18 protein-coding genes and 1 pseudogene are annotated in these 19,928 nt (G+C 71.8%); 5 read left to right on the top strand and 14 right to left on the bottom strand.

The window, feature by feature from the left end:
* Positions 1-5: 5 nt before the first annotated feature.
* The 8 genes from ACFYL6_RS01080 to ACFYL6_RS01045 all read right to left on the bottom strand — a co-directional run bounded on the left by ACFYL6_RS01080 (position 6) and on the right by ACFYL6_RS01045 (position 7,620).
* Positions 6-617 (bottom strand): TetR/AcrR family transcriptional regulator, encoded by a 612-nt coding sequence (locus ACFYL6_RS01080; protein ID WP_387165868.1) that lies wholly within the window; start codon positions 615-617, stop codon positions 6-8.
* A gap of 94 nt (positions 618-711) precedes the next feature.
* Entirely contained in the window at positions 712-1,479 is a 768-nt protein-coding gene (locus tag ACFYL6_RS01075; RefSeq protein ID WP_387165866.1) for an SDR family oxidoreductase, read from the bottom strand.
* Positions 1,480-1,624: 145 nt separating this feature from the next.
* Entirely contained in the window at positions 1,625-2,911 is a 1,287-nt protein-coding gene (locus ACFYL6_RS01070) for an ABC transporter substrate-binding protein (RefSeq protein WP_387165864.1), read from the bottom strand.
* An 85-nt stretch (positions 2,912-2,996) separates the two neighbouring features.
* Positions 2,997-4,109 (bottom strand): branched-chain amino acid ABC transporter permease, encoded by a 1,113-nt coding sequence (locus tag ACFYL6_RS01065; RefSeq protein WP_387165862.1) that lies wholly within the window; start codon positions 4,107-4,109, stop codon positions 2,997-2,999.
* Positions 4,106-4,984, bottom strand: a complete 879-nt coding sequence (locus ACFYL6_RS01060; protein WP_387165860.1) for a branched-chain amino acid ABC transporter permease — start codon at positions 4,982-4,984, stop codon at positions 4,106-4,108. Before ACFYL6_RS01060 ends, ACFYL6_RS01065 begins: the two co-directional genes overlap by 4 nt.
* A 30-nt stretch (positions 4,985-5,014) precedes the next feature.
* Positions 5,015-5,737 carry an ABC transporter ATP-binding protein gene (locus ACFYL6_RS01055; RefSeq protein WP_387165858.1) on the bottom strand — a complete coding sequence of 241 codons (723 nt, stop codon included), beginning with the start codon at positions 5,735-5,737 and terminating at the stop codon, positions 5,015-5,017.
* 58 nt (positions 5,738-5,795) lie between these two features.
* A complete protein-coding gene (locus tag ACFYL6_RS01050; RefSeq protein WP_387165856.1) occupies positions 5,796-6,584 on the bottom strand; it encodes an ABC transporter ATP-binding protein in 789 nt (262 codons plus the stop codon).
* A gap of 136 nt (positions 6,585-6,720) precedes the next feature.
* Positions 6,721-7,620 carry an alpha/beta hydrolase family protein gene (locus ACFYL6_RS01045; protein WP_387165854.1) on the bottom strand — a complete coding sequence of 300 codons (900 nt, stop codon included), beginning with the start codon at positions 7,618-7,620 and terminating at the stop codon, positions 6,721-6,723.
* A gap of 184 nt (positions 7,621-7,804) precedes the next feature.
* On the opposite strand from ACFYL6_RS01045, the gene ACFYL6_RS01040 reads away from it, so the two are divergent.
* Positions 7,805-10,066, top strand: a complete 2,262-nt coding sequence (locus ACFYL6_RS01040; protein WP_387165852.1) for a catalase — start codon at positions 7,805-7,807, stop codon at positions 10,064-10,066.
* 464 nt (positions 10,067-10,530) lie between these two features.
* On the opposite strand, the pseudogene ACFYL6_RS01035 reads toward ACFYL6_RS01040, so the two are convergent.
* Both ACFYL6_RS01035 and ACFYL6_RS01030 read right to left on the bottom strand, forming a co-directional pair.
* Positions 10,531-11,043 (bottom strand): annotated as a pseudogene (locus ACFYL6_RS01035) (maleylpyruvate isomerase N-terminal domain-containing protein); the annotation flags it as partial.
* A gap of 88 nt (positions 11,044-11,131) precedes the next feature.
* Positions 11,132-12,004: an LLM class F420-dependent oxidoreductase gene (locus ACFYL6_RS01030; protein ID WP_387165850.1), complete on the bottom strand. Its 873-nt coding sequence runs from the start codon at positions 12,002-12,004 to the stop codon at positions 11,132-11,134.
* Between the two features lie 148 nt (positions 12,005-12,152).
* Here ACFYL6_RS01030 and ACFYL6_RS01025 point away from each other — a divergent pair, with 148 nt between their 5' ends.
* The 3 genes from ACFYL6_RS01025 to ACFYL6_RS01015 are packed head-to-tail and all read left to right on the top strand — an operon-like array spanning position 12,153 to position 15,450.
* On the top strand, positions 12,153-13,289 hold the full coding sequence (locus ACFYL6_RS01025; RefSeq protein WP_387165848.1) for an acyltransferase family protein: 1,137 nt from the start codon (positions 12,153-12,155) through the stop codon (positions 13,287-13,289).
* Positions 13,286-14,428 carry an alanine racemase gene (gene alr / locus ACFYL6_RS01020; protein WP_387165846.1) on the top strand — a complete coding sequence of 381 codons (1,143 nt, stop codon included), beginning with the start codon at positions 13,286-13,288 and terminating at the stop codon, positions 14,426-14,428. Before ACFYL6_RS01025 ends, alr begins: the two co-directional genes overlap by 4 nt.
* A complete protein-coding gene (locus ACFYL6_RS01015) occupies positions 14,425-15,450 on the top strand; it encodes a D-alanine--D-alanine ligase family protein (RefSeq protein WP_387165844.1) in 1,026 nt (341 codons plus the stop codon). The genes alr and ACFYL6_RS01015 overlap by 4 nt, the downstream gene beginning before the upstream one ends.
* Before the next feature lie 12 nt (positions 15,451-15,462).
* Here the strand turns inward: ACFYL6_RS01015 and ACFYL6_RS01010 are convergent, their stop codons facing one another.
* Genes ACFYL6_RS01010 through ACFYL6_RS00995 form a run of 4 tightly spaced genes read right to left on the bottom strand, consistent with a single transcriptional unit; the run spans position 15,463 to position 19,106 of the window.
* Positions 15,463-15,966, bottom strand: coding sequence for a hypothetical protein (locus tag ACFYL6_RS01010; protein WP_387165842.1), 504 nt, complete (start codon positions 15,964-15,966; stop codon positions 15,463-15,465).
* On the bottom strand, positions 15,963-17,423 hold the full coding sequence (locus tag ACFYL6_RS01005) for an ATP-binding protein (protein ID WP_387165840.1): 1,461 nt from the start codon (positions 17,421-17,423) through the stop codon (positions 15,963-15,965). Before ACFYL6_RS01005 ends, ACFYL6_RS01010 begins: the two co-directional genes overlap by 4 nt.
* The gene (locus tag ACFYL6_RS01000) at positions 17,420-18,112 is read right to left on the bottom strand and encodes a response regulator transcription factor (RefSeq protein WP_238659822.1); all 693 of its coding nucleotides are present in this window, start codon (positions 18,110-18,112) and stop codon (positions 17,420-17,422) included. The genes ACFYL6_RS01005 and ACFYL6_RS01000 overlap by 4 nt, the downstream gene beginning before the upstream one ends.
* A gap of 16 nt (positions 18,113-18,128) precedes the next feature.
* Positions 18,129-19,106, bottom strand: a complete 978-nt coding sequence (locus ACFYL6_RS00995) for a phosphatase PAP2 family protein (protein WP_387165838.1) — start codon at positions 19,104-19,106, stop codon at positions 18,129-18,131.
* 273 nt (positions 19,107-19,379) lie between these two features.
* Between ACFYL6_RS00995 and ACFYL6_RS00990 the strand changes: the two genes are divergently transcribed.
* Positions 19,380-19,886 (top strand): winged helix-turn-helix domain-containing protein, encoded by a 507-nt coding sequence (locus tag ACFYL6_RS00990; protein WP_387165836.1) that lies wholly within the window; start codon positions 19,380-19,382, stop codon positions 19,884-19,886.
* The last annotated feature ends 42 nt before the right edge of the window (positions 19,887-19,928 follow it).

The raw sequence follows: 19,928 nt of genomic DNA, 5'->3' as shown, positions 1-19,928 counted from the left end.
CGGAATCAGTCGGGCGCGACCTCGGCCAGCAGTGCGCCCACGGTCCGGGACATCACCGCGCGGGCCTGGTCCACGCCCAGACCCAGCCCGTAGCGCAGCATCGACCAGGCCTGCCACATGCTCGCCGCCACCAGGGCGTTGAGCAACTGCTCCCGTCCCGACCCGGCGGCGGCCAGCTCGACGGCGAAGAGCTCCTCGACCTCGTCGCGGACCCGTTCGATGTGCTTGAGACGGTTGCGGTGCAGCTGCTCGGAGACCGGCTCCCGCATCTGGGCGGCCCGCGCCGAGGGCGCGATGAGCTGGAGCAGCCGAGCCCGCTGCCGGCAGTACGCGTCGACCCGCTTCGCCAACGGCAGCCCGGGTGAGATCGGCCGATAGGCGGCGTCCTGCTGGCGGAGCACCTCCGCGCCGCTGGCCTCGAAGAGAGTCTCCATGTCCTTGAAGTTGGTCCAGAGGGTGCGCAGCGAGATGCCGGCCCGCTCGGCGATGCGTTCCCCGGTCGGGCGGAGGTCGCCCTCGGAGATGAGCGCGAGGTGCGCCTCGACGATGGCCGCGCGGGTCCGCTCGGCGCGGGCGGTGCGCCCGTCGACCCGGCCCGCCACATCGACCCCGTCCATCCGCCCCCGCCCCCTCACCGCCATGGCGTCCGCCGACGCACCGCCGAGTCTAGACAGGCGTTGATCAGCGGCGACGGACGCTCCGCCGACGTCGTCATCCGGCTCGGCCGGTCAGCGAGACTCCGCCGTCACAGACGATGGTCTGCCCGGTGATCCAGCCGGCGTCGTCGGAGGCCAGGAAGGCGACCGTGCCCGCCACGTCCGACGGCAGGCCGAGGCGCCCGAGCGGGTACCGCGCGGCGACCTCGGCCTCCCGCCCGTCGTAGAGGGCGGCGGCGAAGCGGGTCTTCACCACGCCGGGGGCGACCGCGTTGACCCGCACCGTGGGCCCCAGCTCGACGGCGAGGCTGGCGGTGAGGTGGTTGAGCGCGGCCTTGCTGACCCCGTAGCAGGCGATGCCGGGCGACGGGCCGAGCCCGGCGATCGACGACACGTTGACGACGCTGCCGCCGCGCTCGGTCATGCCGGCGGCGCAGACCTCCTGCACCCAGCCGAGCGCGGCGACCACGTTCACGTCGAGGATCTTGCGGGCGGCGGCCAGGTCCAGCTCGACCAGCGGGCCGTGCACCGGGTTGATGCCGGTGTTGTTGACCAGCAGGTCCACCGGCCCGAACGCCGCGCCCACCTGGCGCACCGCGGCGGCCCGGTGCGCGGGATCGTCGGCGCGCCCCGGCACCGCCAGGGCGTGCGCCGGGCCGCCGAGGGTGGCGACCGCCTCGGCCAGCCCTTCGGGGCGGCGGGCGGTCAGACCCACTCGCGCGCCCTCGGCGACGAGGCGTTGGGCGATGGCCAGACCGATGCCCCGACTGGCGCCGGTGACGATGGCGACCCGGTCCGCGAGTCGGCCCGAATATGCATTCACGGTGCAGATAGTAGGAGCGTCGATCGGTATCGGTCAACGCCTCCGACGATCGGCCGGCAGGCCACGCCAGCAGCACGCGCGCAGCCGTCCGACCGGGTGTGGCCACGCGGGACCACACCCGGTCGGACGTCGGGGCTACGGAACCTCAGGAGACGGTCGGTACCCCGTTCGCCGGCGGCGCGGCCGGGGTGGCCGTGTACTCGTTGACCGACCCGTCCGCCTCGTCCGTCTCGTACGCCGGCCCGAAGTAGCTCTGCACTCCCCCGCTCACCCGGCTCAGCCGCTGGCCGCCGTACCCGGAGTGGTCCTTGGCGGAGAAGCGCAGCGGCACCAGCCCCGGGCCCTGGAATCCGCCCTTCTGCACGGCGTCCAGCACCTTCTCCCGGGTGAGGTCCTTGCCGGCGGCGAGCAGCACCTGCACGAAGAGGTAGCCGACCGACATGCCGTAGACGGTGTTGCCGTCGAAGGGCGCGTCGCCGTTGTGCTCCTTGTTGACCTTCGTGAAGAGCTGGATCCACGGGTTCGCGGTGTCGTTCTGCATCGGCAGGTAGTTGGTGCCGACCATGCCCTCCAGCAGCGGTGCGGCGGCGCCGAGCTGCTTGGCCAGGGTCGGGTGGTCGGCACCGACGTTGGAGACCAGCCACTGCGGCTTGAAGCCCAACCGTGCCGCGGTGCCGATGGAGAGCGCGGTGAAGCCGGGCACGGTGGCCAGCACGACGACCTGGCAACCGGCCGCCTTGAACGCGCCGATCTGCGGCGCCACGTTGGTGTTGCTGGTGACGTACGTCTGCTTGACCGCCACGGCACCGGCGCCGAGCACCTTCTCCACGCCGGCCAGGCTGTCCCGGCCGAAGTCGTCGTCCTGACCGAGGAAGCAGACCTTCTGCCCGGCCAGGTCCCGCTTCGCGTAGTTGGCGAGGATCTTGCCCTCGACCGTGTAGTCCGGGTTGAACCCGAACGTGCCCGGATACTTGTCCGGCTGGTCCCAGCTGCGGCTGCCGGAGGCGACGAAGAGGTCGGGCACCCGGTTGCTCTTGAGGAAGTCGAGCACACCGGTGTGCGTCGGCGTGCCCAGACCGTTGAGAACGGCGAAGACCTTGTCCTGCAGGACGAGTTGACGGACCACCTGCTGGGTGTTCGCCGGGTTGTAGCCGTCGTCCATGATCTTGTAGGTGATCTTTCGGCCGTGCACTCCGCCGTTGGCGTTGACGTAGTCGAAGTACGCCTTCGTCGCCGGGGCGATCTTCGAGTATCCGGCCGAGGCCGGCCCGGTGAGCGGCATGTGGGTGCCGACAACGATCTCGGTGTCGGTGACGCCCGGCACCGACGCGCCGCCGGAGCCGGGGCCGTCGTCGCCGCTACAGCCGGCTGCGGTGATGAGCAGGGCAAGGGTGCTGGCGATCGCGAGGCCACGATGCGCTTTACGGTGCATGGGAAACACCGACCTTTCTCGGTCCGGTTTTCTGTGGGAACGGTGTGGTGGTGGGGCGCCCGGCCGAGGCCGGACCGAGGACAGCTCAGGAACGCCGGGTCGGCCGCCTGGCCAGCAACGCCCGGCCGAGACGCGACAGCAGACCCTGCACACCGCCGGGGGCGGCGATCATGACGACGATCAGGGTGAGTCCGAAGATCGCCAGGGGGAGGTTGCCCTCCAGCCGCTGCGCCAGCGCGGGCGAGAGCGTGAGCATCTCGGTCACCGAGTGGGTCAGGTCGGGCAGGGCGACCAGCAGGACGGCCCCCCACAGCGCGCCGGTCAGTCGACCCAGGCCACCGATCACCACGGCCATCAGCAGGAACAGCGACAGGGTCAGCGAGAACGCCCCGGGTGAGACGCTCTGCGCGAGCACCGCCAGCAGCGCGCCGCCGAGCCCGGCGGTGGCGGCGCTGACCACGAACGCGAGGACCTGGGTGCGGGCCACGTGGATGCCGGCGAGGCGGGCGGCCACCTCGTCATCGCGGACCGCCCGGAAGGTACGCCCGTACCGGCTGCGGATCAGGTTCGCCAGCAGCAGCAGGGCGAGCAGGGTGGCCGCGCCGGTGACCCAGAGCTGCCACCGCTCGTAGGGAAAGTACGGGCCGAGCGACAGCGGCGGCGGCTCCACCGGCACCGACAGCCCCTGCTCGCCGTTGAAGACGCCGTCGAAGGTGACGGCCAACGCCGGCACCACCACGGCCACCGCGAGGGTGACCCCGGCCAGATAGGGGCCGCGCAGCCGGGCCGCGGCCACACCGACCACCGCGCCGACCGCGACGGTGCTGAGGATCGCCGCACCGAGCGAGAGCGGCAGCAACCAGCCGCCGGTCATGCCCCGGTCGGCGAACGCGGTCTGGCACAACGCCACGGTGTACGCCCCGGTGGCCATCAACGCGCCGTGCCCGAGCGACAGTTGACCGTTGAGCCCGGTGAGGACGGTCAGGCCGCCAGTCGCGCAGAGGTAGGCGGCCACGGTGGCGAGCTGGAAGTTGCGGAACGGCTCGACGGCGTAGCTGAGCATCACCAGCAGCAATCCGGCGGCCAGCACCACCGCGAGGTGACGCAGCAGGGTGGAGCCGCGTCGCCGGTCGACCGGTCGGCCGCCCGGGTCGTCGAGCTGGTGTGTCGGCGGCAGGGCCGCCCTCGTGGCGCTCACACCCGCCTCGCCGCGACCGGGGCGAACAGCCCACCGGGCCGGACCAGCAGCACCGCCAGCAGCAGGACCAGCACCGCGAGCGGGGTGAGGTCACTGCCGGCGTAGCCGCTCACATAGGAGAGCAGTAGACCCACCACCAGACCACCGACCACCGCCCCCGGTGGACTGTCCAGCCCGCCGACCACCGCCGCGGTGAATGCCGAGACGAACACCAGGTCCATCGCGTGCGGGTGCAGGCCCAACTCGGTCGGCAGGACCAGCATGGCGGCCAGCGCGCCGACCCCGGAGGCGAGCGCCCAGCCGAGGGTCAGCATGCCACCGACGTTGACCCCGAGCAGCCGGGAGACCTCCGGAGCGAAGGCCGCCGCGCGCATCCGCAACCCCACCGGGGTACGCGCGAACATCCAGGCCAGGCCACTCACCACCACGCCGATCGTGGCGAAGACGAACAGGTCGTACGGGGACAGCACGGCGACCCCGCCCACGGTGAGGGCGGACCGGCTGAAGGGTGCCTCGGCGGGGCGGAACTCGCTGCCGTACACCATGCCCAGCACTGCCTGGATCAGTAGCACCAGCCCGAGCGCGACGATCACCGGGTTAAGCGGTGAGGCGTGATCGACGTGCCGCATCACCACGCGGTCCACCAGCGCACCGAGCAGCAGGCCGGCGACGATCGCGACCACGAAGCCCAGCCAGTAGGAGCCCGTCGCGGCGCTGACGGTGTAGGCGACGTACGCGGCGGCGACGGCCATCGCCCCCTGGGCGAAGTTGACGACCCGCGCCGCCCGCCAGATGAGCACCAGGGCCAGTGCGAACGCGGCGTACACCGCGCCCCGGGACAGGCCGTCGACGGTGAGGAAGACGAAGCGGTCCAACAGTTCTCCCTCCGGGGGACGAGGTGGTGGTCAGAAACCGAGGTACGCGTGGCGCAGGTCGACGTCGTCGCGCAGCTGCACCGCCGGGGCGGCGATCACCACCCGACCGAGGGACATCACGACGCCCTGGTCGGCGACGGCGAGCGCGCTGCGCACGTTCTGTTCGACCAGCAGGACGGTCAGGCCGGTGCGGTCGCGCAGCTGGCGCAGCAGGGCCATGGTCCGGGCGACCACCCGTGGCGCCAGGCCGAGCGACGGCTCGTCCAGCAGCAGCAGACGGGGTCGGCCGACCAGGGCCCGACCGAGCGCGAGCATCTGCCGCTCACCGCCGGAGAGCTGGTGGCCGAGGTGCCGGCGGCGTCGGGCCAGCGGCTCGAAGAGCTGGTAGACCTCGTCGAGGGCCCGCCCCGCGTCGGCCCGGTCGCGCCGCCACAACCCGCCCAGCCGCAGGTTCTCGTCGACGGTCAGCTCGCTGATCACGCCCCGGCCCTCCGGGACGTGCGCCATGCCGCGTCGGACGAGCTGCTCCACAGGCGTACCCCGAAGATCCTCCCCGGCCAGCAGGACCTGGCCGGCGGCCGGGCGGATCATGCCGCTGAGCGCGCGCAGGAGGGTGGTCTTGCCGGCGCCGTTGGCGCCGACGACCGCGGCGATCGTGCCGGCCGGGACGGTGAGGTCGATGGCCCGCAGCACGGGCGCGGCACCGTAACCGGCGACCAACCCCCGCACCACGAGCAGGTCGGTGCCGGTCACGGCGTGCCACCTTTCGTTCGCGACTGCGGGGCTCGCAAACCCGGCTCACTCCTCGCGCTCACGGGGAGACCTCTTCCTCGACGGTGGCACCGAGGTACGCGTCGGTGACCGCGGGGTCGTCGCGGATCTCGTCCGGGGTGCCGGCGGCGATGACCCGGCCGAAGTCGAGCACCACGAGTTCGTCGCAGACGGCCATCACCAGGTCCATGTGGTGCTCGACCAGGAGCACGGCACAGGGGTCGCTGTCCCGCCGGGGCAGTTGCCGGACCAGCTCCGCCAGCTCGGCGATGTCGTCGGCGCCGAGGCCACCGGCGGGCTCGTCGAGCAGGAGCAGTCGGGGCCGGGCGGCGAGCGCGCGGGCCAGGGCGACCCGCTGGCGTACGGCGAAGGGCAGGGTGGCCGGCGCGGCCTCGGCGTGCCCGGCGATCCCCAGCTCGTCGAGGATGGCCAGGGCCTCCCCGCGGAGCCGGCGCTCGTCGCGGTCGCTGGCCGGCAGCCCGAGCAGCGCCGGGACGAAGCCGGCGCGGGCGGTGTGTGACGCCCCGGTCATCACGTTCTCCAGCACGCTCAGCCCGGCGAAGAGCCCGGTGCCCTGCAGGGTCCGGGCGATGCCGAGCCGGGTCAGCCGGTGCGGCCGTGGTCGCAGCGGCCGGCCGTCGAGGGTGAGTGAACCCGTCTCCGGTGCGACGAAGCCGCAGATCACGTTGAAGAGCGTGGTCTTGCCGGCGCCGTTGGGCCCGATGACGCCCACCACCTGGCTGGGTGGCACCCGCAGGGAGACGTCGTCGAGGGCGGTGAGGCCGCCGAAACGGACGCCGATGTGGTGCAGTTCGAGGCCGCGCTCCATCACCCATCCCTCTGTCGTGGCGGGTGTTTATTTACACTCGCAGTGTACGTTTCTCGGGTTTGGCGTCAAGACCTTCAATGCCGCTGCGCGCACGTGGACGGGGCGGCCGCCAGCGGCGACCGCCCCGTGACCGCCGTCAGGCGCTGGGACAGGTGTTGCGGTACTCCTCGATCTGCGATCCGCTCGGGCCGGGGCAGAGGAACTGCTCGTAGCGGGTGTCGTCGTCGACGAACCGCTTCAGCCAGGCCACCATCTGCCGCGCGGTCGGCGTGTTGGTGGTCTGCGGGAAGAAGTGGCTCGCCCCGTTCAGCTCCAGGTACGCCTTCTCGGCGGAGGCCGGGATGCTGTTGTAGAAGGGCACGGAGTGCGACGCGACAGGCGCGACGGTGTCGCTCTCGCCACCGATGATCAGCGTGGGCACCCGCAGTTCGGACCAGCTCTTGTCGGTGTTCCACGGTGCCAGCGGCACCGCGGCCTGCAACGACGGCCGGGACGAGGCCGCCTCCAGGGTGCCACCGCCACCCATCGAGTGGCCGGCCACCGCGAGTCGGCTGCTGTCGATCCGGGTACGCACCGAGCTGCGCTCGGTGAGGTAGTCCAGCGCGGCGAGCAACTGCCGGCCCCGGCTGTCCGGCTGGTCCAGCCGGCTGTTGGTCTCGATGCCGATCACCACGAAGCCGTGCGAGGCGATGCGGGGTCCGAGCCAGCTGATGCTGGACCAGGCGGCGGTGTAACCGGGTGAGATGGCGATGGCGCCGAAGGTGCCCTCGCTGGTGCTGGTCGGGTAGTAGATGACGCCGCCGCCGAAGCCGGTGACGCTCAGCGAGGACACGCTCTGCGAGGCCGTGGCGAACGGGCCGCGGCTGGCTTCCAGGATCGCGGTGGTCGGGGCGGGGCCCCGCTCGTACGGGCTCGCTGCCTGGGCGGCGCCGGACGATCCGGCCAGGACGCCGCCGGCGGCCAGGACGGCGGCCAGCGCGAGCCGGGTGGCACGGGCTGCGACGGAACGGGGACGGGTGGTGGTTGGTGAGGACACGTCGGGCACTCCCTAGAGTCGAGGGATATCGACGTGTGTCAGTTTTGGCTGCTCCGCCGATCCCGGCATCGGCGAAATCACCAGTCCCGGGGCAGGATGCCGAGATGAGTCGTGTTTCGACCCTCTGACCTGGGGTAGCAGGGCAGGCGCCGGCCCGCACACGCGCCATGGAGAGGTTCATTCAGTGGATTCCAGCAAGCCCGCCGAGGCGGTCAAGAACGCCGTGAAGACCGCCTCAGGAAAGATCGCCGACGCCCTCACCCCGGACGTCCCCGGTGCGCCGGGAAGCGCGCCACCGCCCCTTGAGGAGCCGACGACCCCGCACGACCCGCTGCCGCCGAAGCCGGAACAGGGTGCGCCGCAGACGCGCACGCCGACCGGCGCGGAGACCGGCGCGCCGACGATCGCGAACGGTCAGCAGGGTGCCTACCTCACGACCGCGAACGGGGCGCGGCTGCGCGACACCGACCACTCGCTCAAGGCCGGCCCGCGCGGCCCGGTCCTCCTGCAGGACCACCACCTACGCGAGAAGATCACGCACTTCGACCACGAACGCATTCCGGAGCGCGTGGTGCACGCCCGGGGCGCTGGCGCGCACGGTGTGTTCACCGCGTACGGCACCGCCGAGGCGGTCACCCGGGCCGGCTTCCTCAAGAAGGGGCGCGAGACCGACGTCTTCGTCCGGTTCTCCACCGTGCTCGGTTCGCGGGGTTCGGCCGACACGGTCCGCGACACCCGTGGCTTCGCCACCAAGTTCTACACCGACGAGGGCACCTTCGACCTGGTCGGCAACAACATCCCGGTCTTCTTCATCCAGGACGCGATCAAGTTCCCGGACATCATTCACGCCGGCAAGCCGCACCCCGACCGGGAGATCCCGCAGGCGCAGAGCGCCCACGACACCTTCTGGGACTTCGTGTCGCTGCACACCGAGTCGCAGCACCACACCATCTGGAACATGTCCGACCGGGGCATTCCGCGTTCGTACCGGACGATGGAGGGCTTCGGCGTGCACACCTTCCGCCTCGTCAACGAGGCCGGGGAGACGGTGCTGGCCAAGTTCCACTGGAAGCCGAAGCTGGGCGTGCACTCGCTGACCTGGGAGGAGGCGCAACTGATCGGCGGCATCGACCCGGACTTCCACCGCCGTGACCTCTACGACGCCATCGAGGCCGGCGCGTACCCCGAGTGGGAGCTGGGCATCCAGGTCTTTCCGGACACTCCCGAGGAGACCTTCGCCGGCATCGACCTGCTGGACCCGACGAAGATCGTGCCGGAGGAGCTGGCCGAGGTGCAGCCGGTCGGGCGGCTCGTGCTCAACCGGACGCCGACGAACTTCTTCGCCGAGACCGAACAGGTCGCCTTCCACCTCGGTCACCTGCCGCCGGGCATCGACGTCACGAACGACCCGCTGTTGCAGGGCCGACTCTTCTCGTACGTCGACACGCAGCTCACCCGGCTGGGCGGGCCGAACTTCACGCAGATCCCGATCAACCGCCCGCACGCCGCCGTGAACGACATGCTGCGCGACGGCTTCCACCAGCACGCCGTGCACGCGGGTGTCGCGCCGTACCGACCGAACTCGCTCGACGGCGGCAACCCGTTCCCGGCCGGTGACGCCGAGCACGCCTTCGTCGACGTGCCGGTCACTGTCGCGCAGGCACCGAAGGTACGCGCGAACCCGGCCTCGTTCGACGACCACTACAGCCAGGTCCGCCTGTTCTGGCTGAGCATGTCGCCGGTCGAGAAGGAGCACATCATCCGGGCGTACACCTTCGAGCTGGGCAAGTGCTACCACCAGGCGATCAAGGAGCGTCAGCTGCAGAGCCTCGCCAACATCGACCCGGTGCTCTGCGAGCAGGTCGCCACCGGCCTGGGCCTGCCCGCGCCGCAGCCGACCGTGCCGCTCCCCGACGTCACGCCCAGCCCGGCGCTGTCGCAGGTCGGTCGGGAGTGGCCGAGCGACGGCCGCACGGTCGGGATCGTCGTCGACCCCGACGGCGACCTGGACGGCGTCGACGAGGTCCGCCGGGCCGTGTTCGACGCCGGCATGGTGCCGCTGCTGATCGCCCCGCACGGCGGCATGGTGGGCGACCTGTCGGTGCAGCGCACCTTCGCCACCGGCCGGTCGGTCGAGTTCGACGCGGTCCTGCTGGCCGGAGCACCGGCACCCGCACCGGATGCCCTGCCCGCCCGCGACGCCAAGGCGGGCAGTCCTGCCCCGGCCACCGTGGACCCCCGCGTGCTGCTGCTCGTCGAGGAGTGCTGGCGGCACGCCAAGGCGATCGGCGCCTGGGGCGCCGGCGTCACCGTGCTGGAGCAGGCCGGTGTCGCCGGCACCCCGGGCGTCGTGGCGGCGGGCTCGGGCGCCGAGGCGCTGACCGCGGTACAGCAGTTGATGGCCGCGCACCGGGTGTGGGAACGGTTCCCCGCCTCGGTCGCCTGACCCAGCCGATCCGTTCGAGGGCTGTCCTCCACACCGCTGGAGGGCAGCCCTCGGTCGGCAACCGGCCAGCGACCGTTCAGGCGGGCGCCCGCACCGTCCGCAGGAACCGGGGCAGCAGCCACGGACGGCGGCCACCGATGACGATCTTGCGGGCGAGTACGCGACCGGTTGATCCGCCCGAACATCATCAGGTTCATCGTCGGCGGGTCGAAGGACACCCGTACATCCAGGTCGCGTCCGGGCTCGTCCACCGACACCCGGCCGTCCCGCAGCACCAGCGTCGTCGTGGACGTGTACGCGGAGCGGAACTCGACCGCGATCCGGCCCGCCCGAACCGGCTCCGCCGAGTCCAACAGCCGCCCGTGGTCATTCGTCAGCAACCCGATCAGGAACAGGTCGAAGTACAGTGCCGCGTCCCGCGGCGGGATGGACCACGGGAGCCGCGCCACCCGGGCGATGTCCCAGCCGTGGATCAGCAGTTCGTTAAGCAGGTGGGCCAGCACAGCGGCGACCGGCAGTCGGGAGCCACCGAGCCAGGGCACCGGCGTCGCGGGATCGACGTTCTCCGTCGTACCGAGGATCTGGTCGACATCGGCGCGAAGCCGCTGGGTCAGGATCTCCGGGTCGCGCTCGGTGAAGTGCCGCATCACCACGTCGTTGAGGTCGGACACAGTGTCGATGGTGGTCGCCTGGAGCTGATGTCCGATCGCGGGCGCCGCGAGCGCGGACGGTGCCGTACCAGGCCGGACGATCGAGGTGTACAGCGCGGCGATGGCGACCACGTGCGCGGCGGTGTCGACGATCGACCAGCGCGCGGTCGCCAATGCCGCCGGATGCTGGGCCGTCCGAACCAGGTCGCCGAACCGGTCAACGGTCGCGTCGAGGCTCTCGCGCACCCCGCCCCACCCGTCATCACTGCGGTTGACAGTCACGCTCCCCCTCCGCCGACCCTCGCTGCGCGCAACGTACCGCACCATCGCCGCCGCCAAGACCCCGCGAAGTGGAGCAACGAACCGAGATCCGCCGCGCGGGCGGTGTTTCCGGCGCGCCCAACGCAACCCGGGATCAGCCGATGTCGGCCAACCGGGGCAGCACCTCGTCGCCGAGCCGCTGGGCGAACTCCACCGGGTGCCGATCCGGCGTCACCTGCACCTCGCTCACCCCGAGCGCGGCGTACTCGGACACCTCGGCGAGGAACGCGTCGGTGTCGTCCAGCGGCGCCTGGGAGGCGACCACCGTCTTCTCGATGGTGTCGTAGTCGCGGCCCTCCGCGGCGCAGTGCCCACGCAGCACATCCAGCTTGCGCGCGACGTCGTCGATGCCGCCGCGGCCGAACAGGTTGCAGGCGTCGGCGTACCGGGCCACCAGCAGCAGGGTCTTCTTCTCGCCCCCACCACCGATCATGATGGGCGGGTGCGGGCGGCTCAACGGCTGCGGCGAGTTGATGGTCTCGGCGAGCTGGTAGTGCTTGCCGTTGAACGGACCGTCGTCGGCACTCCACATCTGACGGCAGATGCGCAGTGTCTCCTCCAACCTCTCGAACCGCTCGGCCACCGGGACGACCGGCACACCCAGCCCGAGCTGCTCCCGCTCGTACCAGGAGGCGCCGATGCCGAGACGGGCCCGGCCGCCGGAGAGCACGTCGAGGGTCGTCACGGTCTTGGCGAGCAACCCCGGATAGCGGTACATCACGCCGGTGACCAGCACGCCCAGCGTCATCCGCTGGGTCCTCGCCGCGACGTAGCCCAGCGTGGTGTACGCCTCCAGCATCGGCTCCTCGGCCGCGAACACCGCGTCCATCTGGAAGAAATGGTCCATCACCGTGAACGACGCGACGCCGGCCTGCTCGGCGGTGGTCGCCGCCTGCGCCAGGGTCGGTGCGATCGCGGCGGGGTCGGCCGGGGTCGAGTAGTTCCAGTAGTGCAGCCCGAGCTTCATGTTCGGCACCTCCGCAACGAGCCTAGTGCCCCCGGCGTCCGCCGGCAGCGGCTCGGATCCACCGACGAATCGGGTCCGGCGACGTCCATTACCGGACCATGACATTTCGTGGATCACCTGCGGATATCCGGCTGGCAGCTTTCGGTGGGTGATCCAACAGCTGACCGAGTCCCGGCCCGCCGACCGGAGCCCGGGCGCGACGCGCGTCCGACCCCGTCACCGGACCATGCCCGCCCCCGCCGGGGGACGACCACAGCGGGCCGAGTGGGCCGATGCCGCGAAGGGCTTCTGCATCATCCTCGTCGTCCTGTGGCACGTCGTCGTCAAGGACTACCTCCAGATCGACTGGCACGTCGGCGTACCGGTGCCGGGCCTCTGGGGAACGCTGGGTGAGCAGTTCCTTCCGCTGCGGATGCCGTTGTTCTTCACGATCTCGGGCGTGTTCGCGGCGAACGCCGCCCAGCGGCCGTGGCGAGTGGTGGCCCGCAGCCGGATCGCCGGGTTCCTCTACCTGTACGCCATCTGGCTGCTGATCCACACAGTGGTTCTCGCCGCCGCGCCGGAACTGCCGACCGACCGTGCCAACTCGGCTCTCGGCCTGCTGGAGCAGCTCACCGTCACGCCGTCCAACCTCTGGTACCTGTACGCCCTGGCGCTGTACTTCACGATCGCCAAGGCGACCCGTCGGGTGCCCCGGGCGCTGGTCCTGGTCCCCGCCGCCGCTTTGTCTGCCGTCGCCGCGGCCGGCCTGCTCGACACCCCGGGCAACCGCGCCGGTCTCTACCAGAACCTGCTCTTCTTCCTCGCCGGCCTGTACCTGCGGCCGCAGATCCAGCGGTGGGCCGGTACCGCCAGCCGCCGCCGGCTGGTGCTGACCTCGGGCGCCTACGTCCTGGCGCTCGCCGCGATGGCGGTGACCGGCGCCCAGCAGTGGTTCGGGGTATGGACGGCGGTCTCCGTGCTGGCAGTGATCTTCGGCATAACCGCCGCTGCCCGGGTGGCCCGGTGGTCGGCGCTCAGCAAACCGCTGGCTAGGCTCGGCCGCATCACCCTGCCGATCTACGTCATACACATGCCGGTCCTGGCCCTGCTGCACCGGCTGTTGCTCGTACCGGTTTCCGGGCTGGGTCGGTCCGCTCAGGACCTGATTGTGCTCGGTTATCCGATTCTGCTGACCGGCCTCGTGATCGGCCTGAGCCTGGCCGTCCACCGCGGGCTGCTGGCGGTTCGCGCCGGCTGGCTGTTCGCGCTTCCCGGCACGCGTCGGACGGCGGCGGCCGGATGAGCGCCCTCGCCGAGGCCCTGGTCGACCTGGATGCGATCGCCGCGAACGTGCGGACGATCGCGTCGGTCACCGGCACCGGACTGATGGCCGTGGTGAAGGCCGACGGGTTCGGCCATGGCGCGGTGCAGGTGGCCCGGGCCGCGCTCCGCGCCGGCGCCGCCTGGTTGGGGGTGACCTCGACAACCGAGGCGCTTTCCCTCCGCGACGCGGGTGTGACCGCGCCCACGTTGAGCTGGCTGCACGGCCCGGATGACGACTTCGGTATGTTGATCAAGGGTGGCGTCGACGTCGGCGTGTCCACGACGACGCACCTGCACGCCGTCGCCGACGCGGCCCGTCTGCTCGGCGTACCCGCGATGGTGCAGCTCAAGGCGGACACCGGGCTGTCCCGCAACGGGGCCGCCGGGGACGACTGGCCCGAGTTGGTCGGTTGGGCCCGCAAGTACGAACGGGAGGGCGGGATCCGGGTGCGTGGGGTGTGGTCCCACCTCACCGACGCCGACCTGCCGGGCGCCCCGGCGCTCAGCCGGCAGGTGGCGATCTTCGAGGAGGCGTTGCGGACCGCGCGGTCGGCTGGCCTGGACCCCGACCTCGTCCACCTGGCCAACTCGGCGGCCGCGCTGTCCGCACCACGGACCCGCTTCGACCTCTGCCGGATCGGGATCGCCCTCTACGGCGTGGACCCGTTCGGCGCGAGCGGTCCGGGCGAGTTCGGGCTGCACGCCGCGATGACCCTGCGAACGAGAGTGGTCAACGTCAAGCGGGTGCCGGCCGGCACGGGCGTGTCCTACGGCCCGGAGCACGTGACCGGCGCACCGACCACGCTGGCGCTACTGCCGCTCGGCTACGCCGACGGGCTGCCCCGGGCCGCGGGTGGTCGCGCCTCGGTGTGGGTCGCCGGTCGGCGGTGCCCGATCGTCGGGCGCATCGCCATGGACCAGTGCGTGGTCGACGTCGGGGACCTTCCCGTGGCGATCGGCGACCCGGTCGTGGTGTTCGGCCCCGGCGAGGGTGACCAGCGCCCTCCGACGGTCGTCGAGTGGGCCCGTTGGGCCGACACCAACCCACACGAGATCTTGACCGGCATCGGGGCTCGGGTGGCCCGCGAGCACCTCCACGGAAGGGCACGGAATTCATGACAACCCGACTGGCAGTGCTGTACGGCGGGCAGAGCGGCGAGCACGAGGTGTCCTGCCGCTCGGCGGCGAGCATCCTCGCCCACCTGGACCGTGAGCGGTACCAGGTCACCGAGGTGCTCATCGACCGCGACGGCGGGTGGCACGTCGACGGCCGACCGACACCCCTGCCCGCGGCGTTGCGCGTCCTGCGCGCCCAGGATTTGGTGTTCCCGGCCCTGCACGGCCCGTACGGCGAGGACGGCACCGTGTCGTCGCTGCTGGAATGGCTCGGCGTGCCGTACGTCGGCAACGGCGTCTTCGCCAGCGCCGCCGGCATGGACAAGGGGGTCACCAAGCGGCTCCTGGCGGCGGAGGGCCTGCGGGTCAGCCCGGGGGTGACCCTGCGTCCCGGGGAGGACCTGTCGCCCGAGGACCAGCGTCGACTGGAGCTGCCGGTCTTCGTCAAGCCGGCCCGGGCCGGGTCGAGCCTGGGCGTCGTCAAGGTGAACGAGTGGGCCGGGGTTCCCGCCGCGCTGGAGCAGGCCCGCCAGGTCGACCCGAAGGTGCTCGTCGAGCAGGGGGCGCGGGGGCGCGAGATCGACGTGGCCGTCCTGCAACACCCGGACGGCCGGGTGCAGGCCGGCCCGCCGCTGGAGATCCGGGTGACCGGTGCCGGCTTCTTCGACTACGACGCGAAGTACGACGGCGGGGCGATCTTCCAGATTCCCGCCCCGCTCGACGCGGAGACCACGGAGGTGCTGCAGGACCGGGCGATCCGCGCCTTCGAGGCCCTCGACTGCCGCGGGCTGCTGCGGGTCGACTTCTTCCTGCCCACCGAGGGGTCGACCGAGCCCATCGTGAACGAGGTCAACACGTTCCCCGGTTTCACCGCCGCGTCACAGTTCCCGCAGATCTGGCAGCAGGCCGGCATCGAGTTCGCCGCACTGATCGACATCCTGATCGCCGGCGCGTTGGCGGACCAGGACCGGGTTCGCCACAGCGGGTTGCCCCGGCCGGATCGAGCGGTCCACCAGCTGGTGTGAGTCGGTGCCCGGTCACCTGATCGGGCATGCCCGAGGCCCCCGGGCGCCGTCCGGCCCGACGATGGTGACGGTGGTGGCGGTGTTCGCGGCGTTGACCTGCGCCGCGGCGGCGACCGTCGTGCAGATGATCTGGTCGGCCGCGTGCGCTGACAACGTCTGCGCGGCGGCGTTCGTCCGCACCGTGAGGTCACCGGACCGACCGGTTCCCTCGGTCACCGTCACCGGGCCGAGCCCGGCCGGAACGTCGCTGGTGAAACCCTGGCCGCGTTCGTTCTCCTGCGGACCGGCCGCGAGCAGCGCGAGCGCGTCGGCGGGCGACGGGTCGACCGCGGCCGGGCGCAGGACCAGCACCAGTTCGCCCTGCGCGAGCAGGTAGAGCCAGGTGCCCTGGGCGGGGCCGCTGATCGGCGGGCGACCGATGATGACGGCGCTGGGCCGTACCCCACAGCCCGCCGCAAGCAGCGCCAGAAGCAGTCCGCCGGCGACCAACGCGCGGCCAGTGCGCCGGCCGATCACCGGGCACCGCCGGTGTCCGCCGTGTCGCGGGGCAGGCGGAGGGTGAACACCGCGCCGCCGTGGGTGCCGTTGCCCGCGACGAGACTTCCCCGTCGCTCGCCGTGGCGGTGCAGCCGCGCGTTCTCCCAGGAGATGGCGAGGCCGAGGCCGCTGCCCTCGGAGCGGGTTCGCGCGGTGTCGGCCTTGTAGAGGCGGTCGAAGACGTGCGGCAACACCTCCGGCTCCAACCCCGGCCCTCGGTCGGCCACCTGGATGGTGACCCAGTCCGGATCCGCGCTCAGGCGCACCGACACCGGCTCGGCACCGTGCCGGAAGGCGTTGCCGACCAGGTTGGCGACGATGACGTCCAGCCGGCGGGGGTCGAGTCGGGCCACGACGCCGGGTGGCAGCTCCGTTCGTACCCGGTCCAGCCACCCGCGGATCCGCAGGGTCGCGGTCACCGCCGCGGCCACGTCCACGTCGTCCAGGGCGAGCCGGGCGGTGCCGGAGTCGAACCTGCTGATCTCGATGAGGTCGTTGACCAGTTGGGTCAGGTTCTGCGTCTCCTGGCTGACCAGCCGGGCGGCGCGGCCCGCATCCCCCGGCAGGTTCTCCGCCTCCTCGTCGAGGACGTCGGTGACCGCCGTCATCGCGGCCAACGGCGTCCGGAGTTCGTGCGAGACGTCGGCCACGAAGCGGCGGGCGTCGGATTCCAACCGGCGCAGCTCGCCGACCTGTCGCTCCAGCGTGCCCGCGGTGTCGTTGAAGGTCCGCGCCACATCGGCCAGCTCGTCGGCGCCCCGGACCGTCAGCCGGGTCGTCAGGTCCCCCTCACCGAGGCGACGCGCCGCCCGGCCCAGGTCACGAACGGGTCGCAGGACTCCGCGGGCGGACAGCAGGGCCAGCAGGACGGCGAGGGCCAGGGACAGGCCGCCGGTCAGCCACGCCCTGGTGGCGAGCCGGTCGATGCTCTGCTGCTCGGGCACGAGATTGCGCACCGAGTAGACCTCCACCCCGGACGGGCGGGACGTGCCGTCCGGGCGGTCTAGCGCCAACTGGGTGCCGATGAGCAGCGCGGGCTCTCCGGCGAGTGACACACGTTGCCAGGCGATCCGACCGTCCCGGACCTTCTGCCGCAGCTCGGGGGTGAGCGGGTCGGCGAGTTCCGAGCCGCCCTGTGCCCGCAGGTCCCGGTAGACGACCACCGCGAAGCTCTCCCGGTCGCTGAGGCGCTGGGCCAACAGTTCGAGGTCGTCCTGGGTCGGCGGAAGCTGGGCGATCGGGTAGACCTTCGTGAGCTGCTCGGTCAGTGACATCACCGCCGCGTCCTGCGCCTGCTGCAGGATGACGGTCCGGGCCTGGAAGTAGCTGCCACTGGCCACGGCAACCGTCGTGGTCACGCCCAGCAGCGCGAACGCCAGCACGAGCCGGACCCGCAGACCCGAGACCCGCGCGCCGATCCGGCGCCACAGTGTCACAGCGGCCCGAACCGGTATCCGAAACCACGCACGGTCTGGATGAAGACCGGTGCCGACGAATCGGCCTCGATCTTGGCGCGTACCCGCTGGACGCACGCGTCCACGAGTCGCGAGTCGCCGAGGTACCCGTGCTCCCACACGGCCTCCAGCAGCTGCTGGCGGCTGAGCACCTGACCGGGCGTGTGCGAGAGTTCGAGCAACAGCCGCAGCTCCGTCGGGGCGAGGCTGACCGGCGTCCCGTCCTTGCTGACCACCAGTGCGGCCCGGTCGATGGTCAACGCGCCGTGCTGCTCCGGGCCGGCCCGGTCGCCGCCGCGCCGCGTTTCGGCACCGGTCCGTCGCAGCACCGCGCGGATGCGCGCCTCGAGGACCCGGGCCTGCACGGGCTTGACCACGTAGTCGTCGGCGCCCGCCTCCAGGCCCGCCACCACGTCCATGTCGTCGTTGCGGGCCGTGAGCATGATGATCGGCAGGTCCCCGAGCTGCCGGATCCGGCGGCAGACCTCGAACCCGTCCATCCCGGGCAGCATGAGATCGAGGACCACGACGTCGGACGGGGTGCTGCGCAGCCGCTCCAATCCCTGCTCACCGGTCCCCACGGCGTGCACCGTGTGGCCCTGTCGGGTGAGCGCCAACTGCAGTCCGTCGCGCACCGTCTGGTGGTCTTCGATCAACAGCACCTGGGACATGTCGTCAAGTATCCCATCATGAGATGTTTCGGGTTTCGGCCGACGGCTGCGGCCGCTCGGGGCTCCGCGCGGCGGACGGCACCGCGAAATCCGTCGAACGCACCAGGAACACCACCGCGCCCACCAGGAACATCGTCGCTGCGGCCGCGGTCACGATGGCGACCAGCAAGCCGCGCTGCACCGACGAGGCCAGGCCGGGCACGACCACCACCAGTGCCCAGACCAGCACGACCAGCCCGACTCCCGTCTCGGCCAGCCTGCGCCAGAGGCCGCCGCCGTCCGACCCGCCGGCCGCGTCGCGGTCGCCGGGCCAGGCCGCCAACGCGGACGCGGCCAGGCAGAACAGGGTCACCCCCAGCAGTACGCCACCGAGCACGTCACTGAACCGGTGCCAGCCCGCGATCATCGTGGCGGAGGCGATCACCGAGACCGCCACCGCGCCCGGCACCGCCAGCCACCGTCGGGCCCACCCGGGCAGGACCAGCATGAACGCCAGCAGCAGGGCGGTCGCCGCCGCGACATGGCCGCTGGGGAAGCTGTTGTGGGTGGTGGAACTCTCGATCTGCAGCTCCGGGCGGGGCAGCGCCGACTTCACCGCGCCGGCCACCAGCACCGCGCAGACGACCATGCCCACGCCGACGACCCCGGCCACCAGCCGTCGGCCGAGCACACCCACCAGCAGCACCACGCCGAGCAGGGCCGCGATGAGGGTCGGGCTGCCGAAGGTGGCCAGCACGCTCCGGGCCGGGCCCACCAGCACGGTCTGCTGCTCGTACCCTCCGCCCCGCTCGGCGCGCGGCAGGAGCACCCCGTCCAGCCACTGCCCGAAGTCCGTCCGCACGAAGACGGCGGCGGTGAGCACCAGGGCGAACAGACCGCACAGCGCCGCCGCGAGCAACCGAAGCCCCAGCGGCACCGCCGCGCGGGCGTGGGGCAGCGGTCGCGTCGGACCGGGCGTCGGCCGCCCGACGGAGTACGACGATCCGATGGACATGGCGACCATGCTCGCCCCGGCAGGTCCGTACGCCGTCCTCGAATTGTCTTGGTTCTGTCACAACCGCCCCCACCGCTCCCGGAAAGCGGATCGTCGGCGGTGGGACCGGGTGGGTCCGGACGGCACGGCGGGATTCACATGCTTACATGCAACGATGTTTTACCCAGCCGAGATGAGCCACCACTAGGGTCAGGACGCCGATCGATCGATGTTTCGGTCGGCGGTGCGAAAAATCCATCCGGAGCGAGTTGGGGAACCGGAAGGTGTTGGTAAATGCAGGGAGTTCCAGTCGCCAGCCTGGTCATCGGCATCGCATCCTCGCCGGCCGAGCGACGACATCTGGCCCGGCTGCTCGGCGGCAGTGACGCCTTCCTGATCGTCTCGACCGTCGACCAGGCACGAGAGTTCCTCGGGGTGGTCGAGGCCCCGCCCGTCCCGACTCCCCCGACCAGGGCGGCGCTCGCCGAGGTGGCGCCGATCCCACAGCCGCCGCCACCGGATCTGGCCGTCGACTCCGACCGTCGGGTGCTGCGGTGGCGCGACCAGGAGATCGACCTGACCCGGTTGGAGCACGATGTCCTGCTCTGCCTGGTGCACGCGCCCGGGCAGGTCTGGACCTACGAGCGGCTGCACCTTGAGGTCTGGGGCAACCGGCACCTCGGCCGGGGCTCCGACATGCACTCGGTGATCCGCCGGGTGCGCGCCAAGCTCGCCCGGCTCGACGCCGCGGCGACCATCCACTCGGTGCGCGGCGTCGGCTTCCGGCTCGCTCCCGTCTGACCACCCGGACGCGGTCCGGCCCGCCTGGTCTGCGACCAGGCG

This window comes from Micromonospora sp. NPDC007208 (assembly GCF_042869175.1).
GTDB lineage: Bacteria > Actinomycetota > Actinomycetes > Mycobacteriales > Micromonosporaceae > Micromonospora > Micromonospora foliorum.
This window is presented reverse-complemented; position numbering and strand designations above follow the sequence as displayed.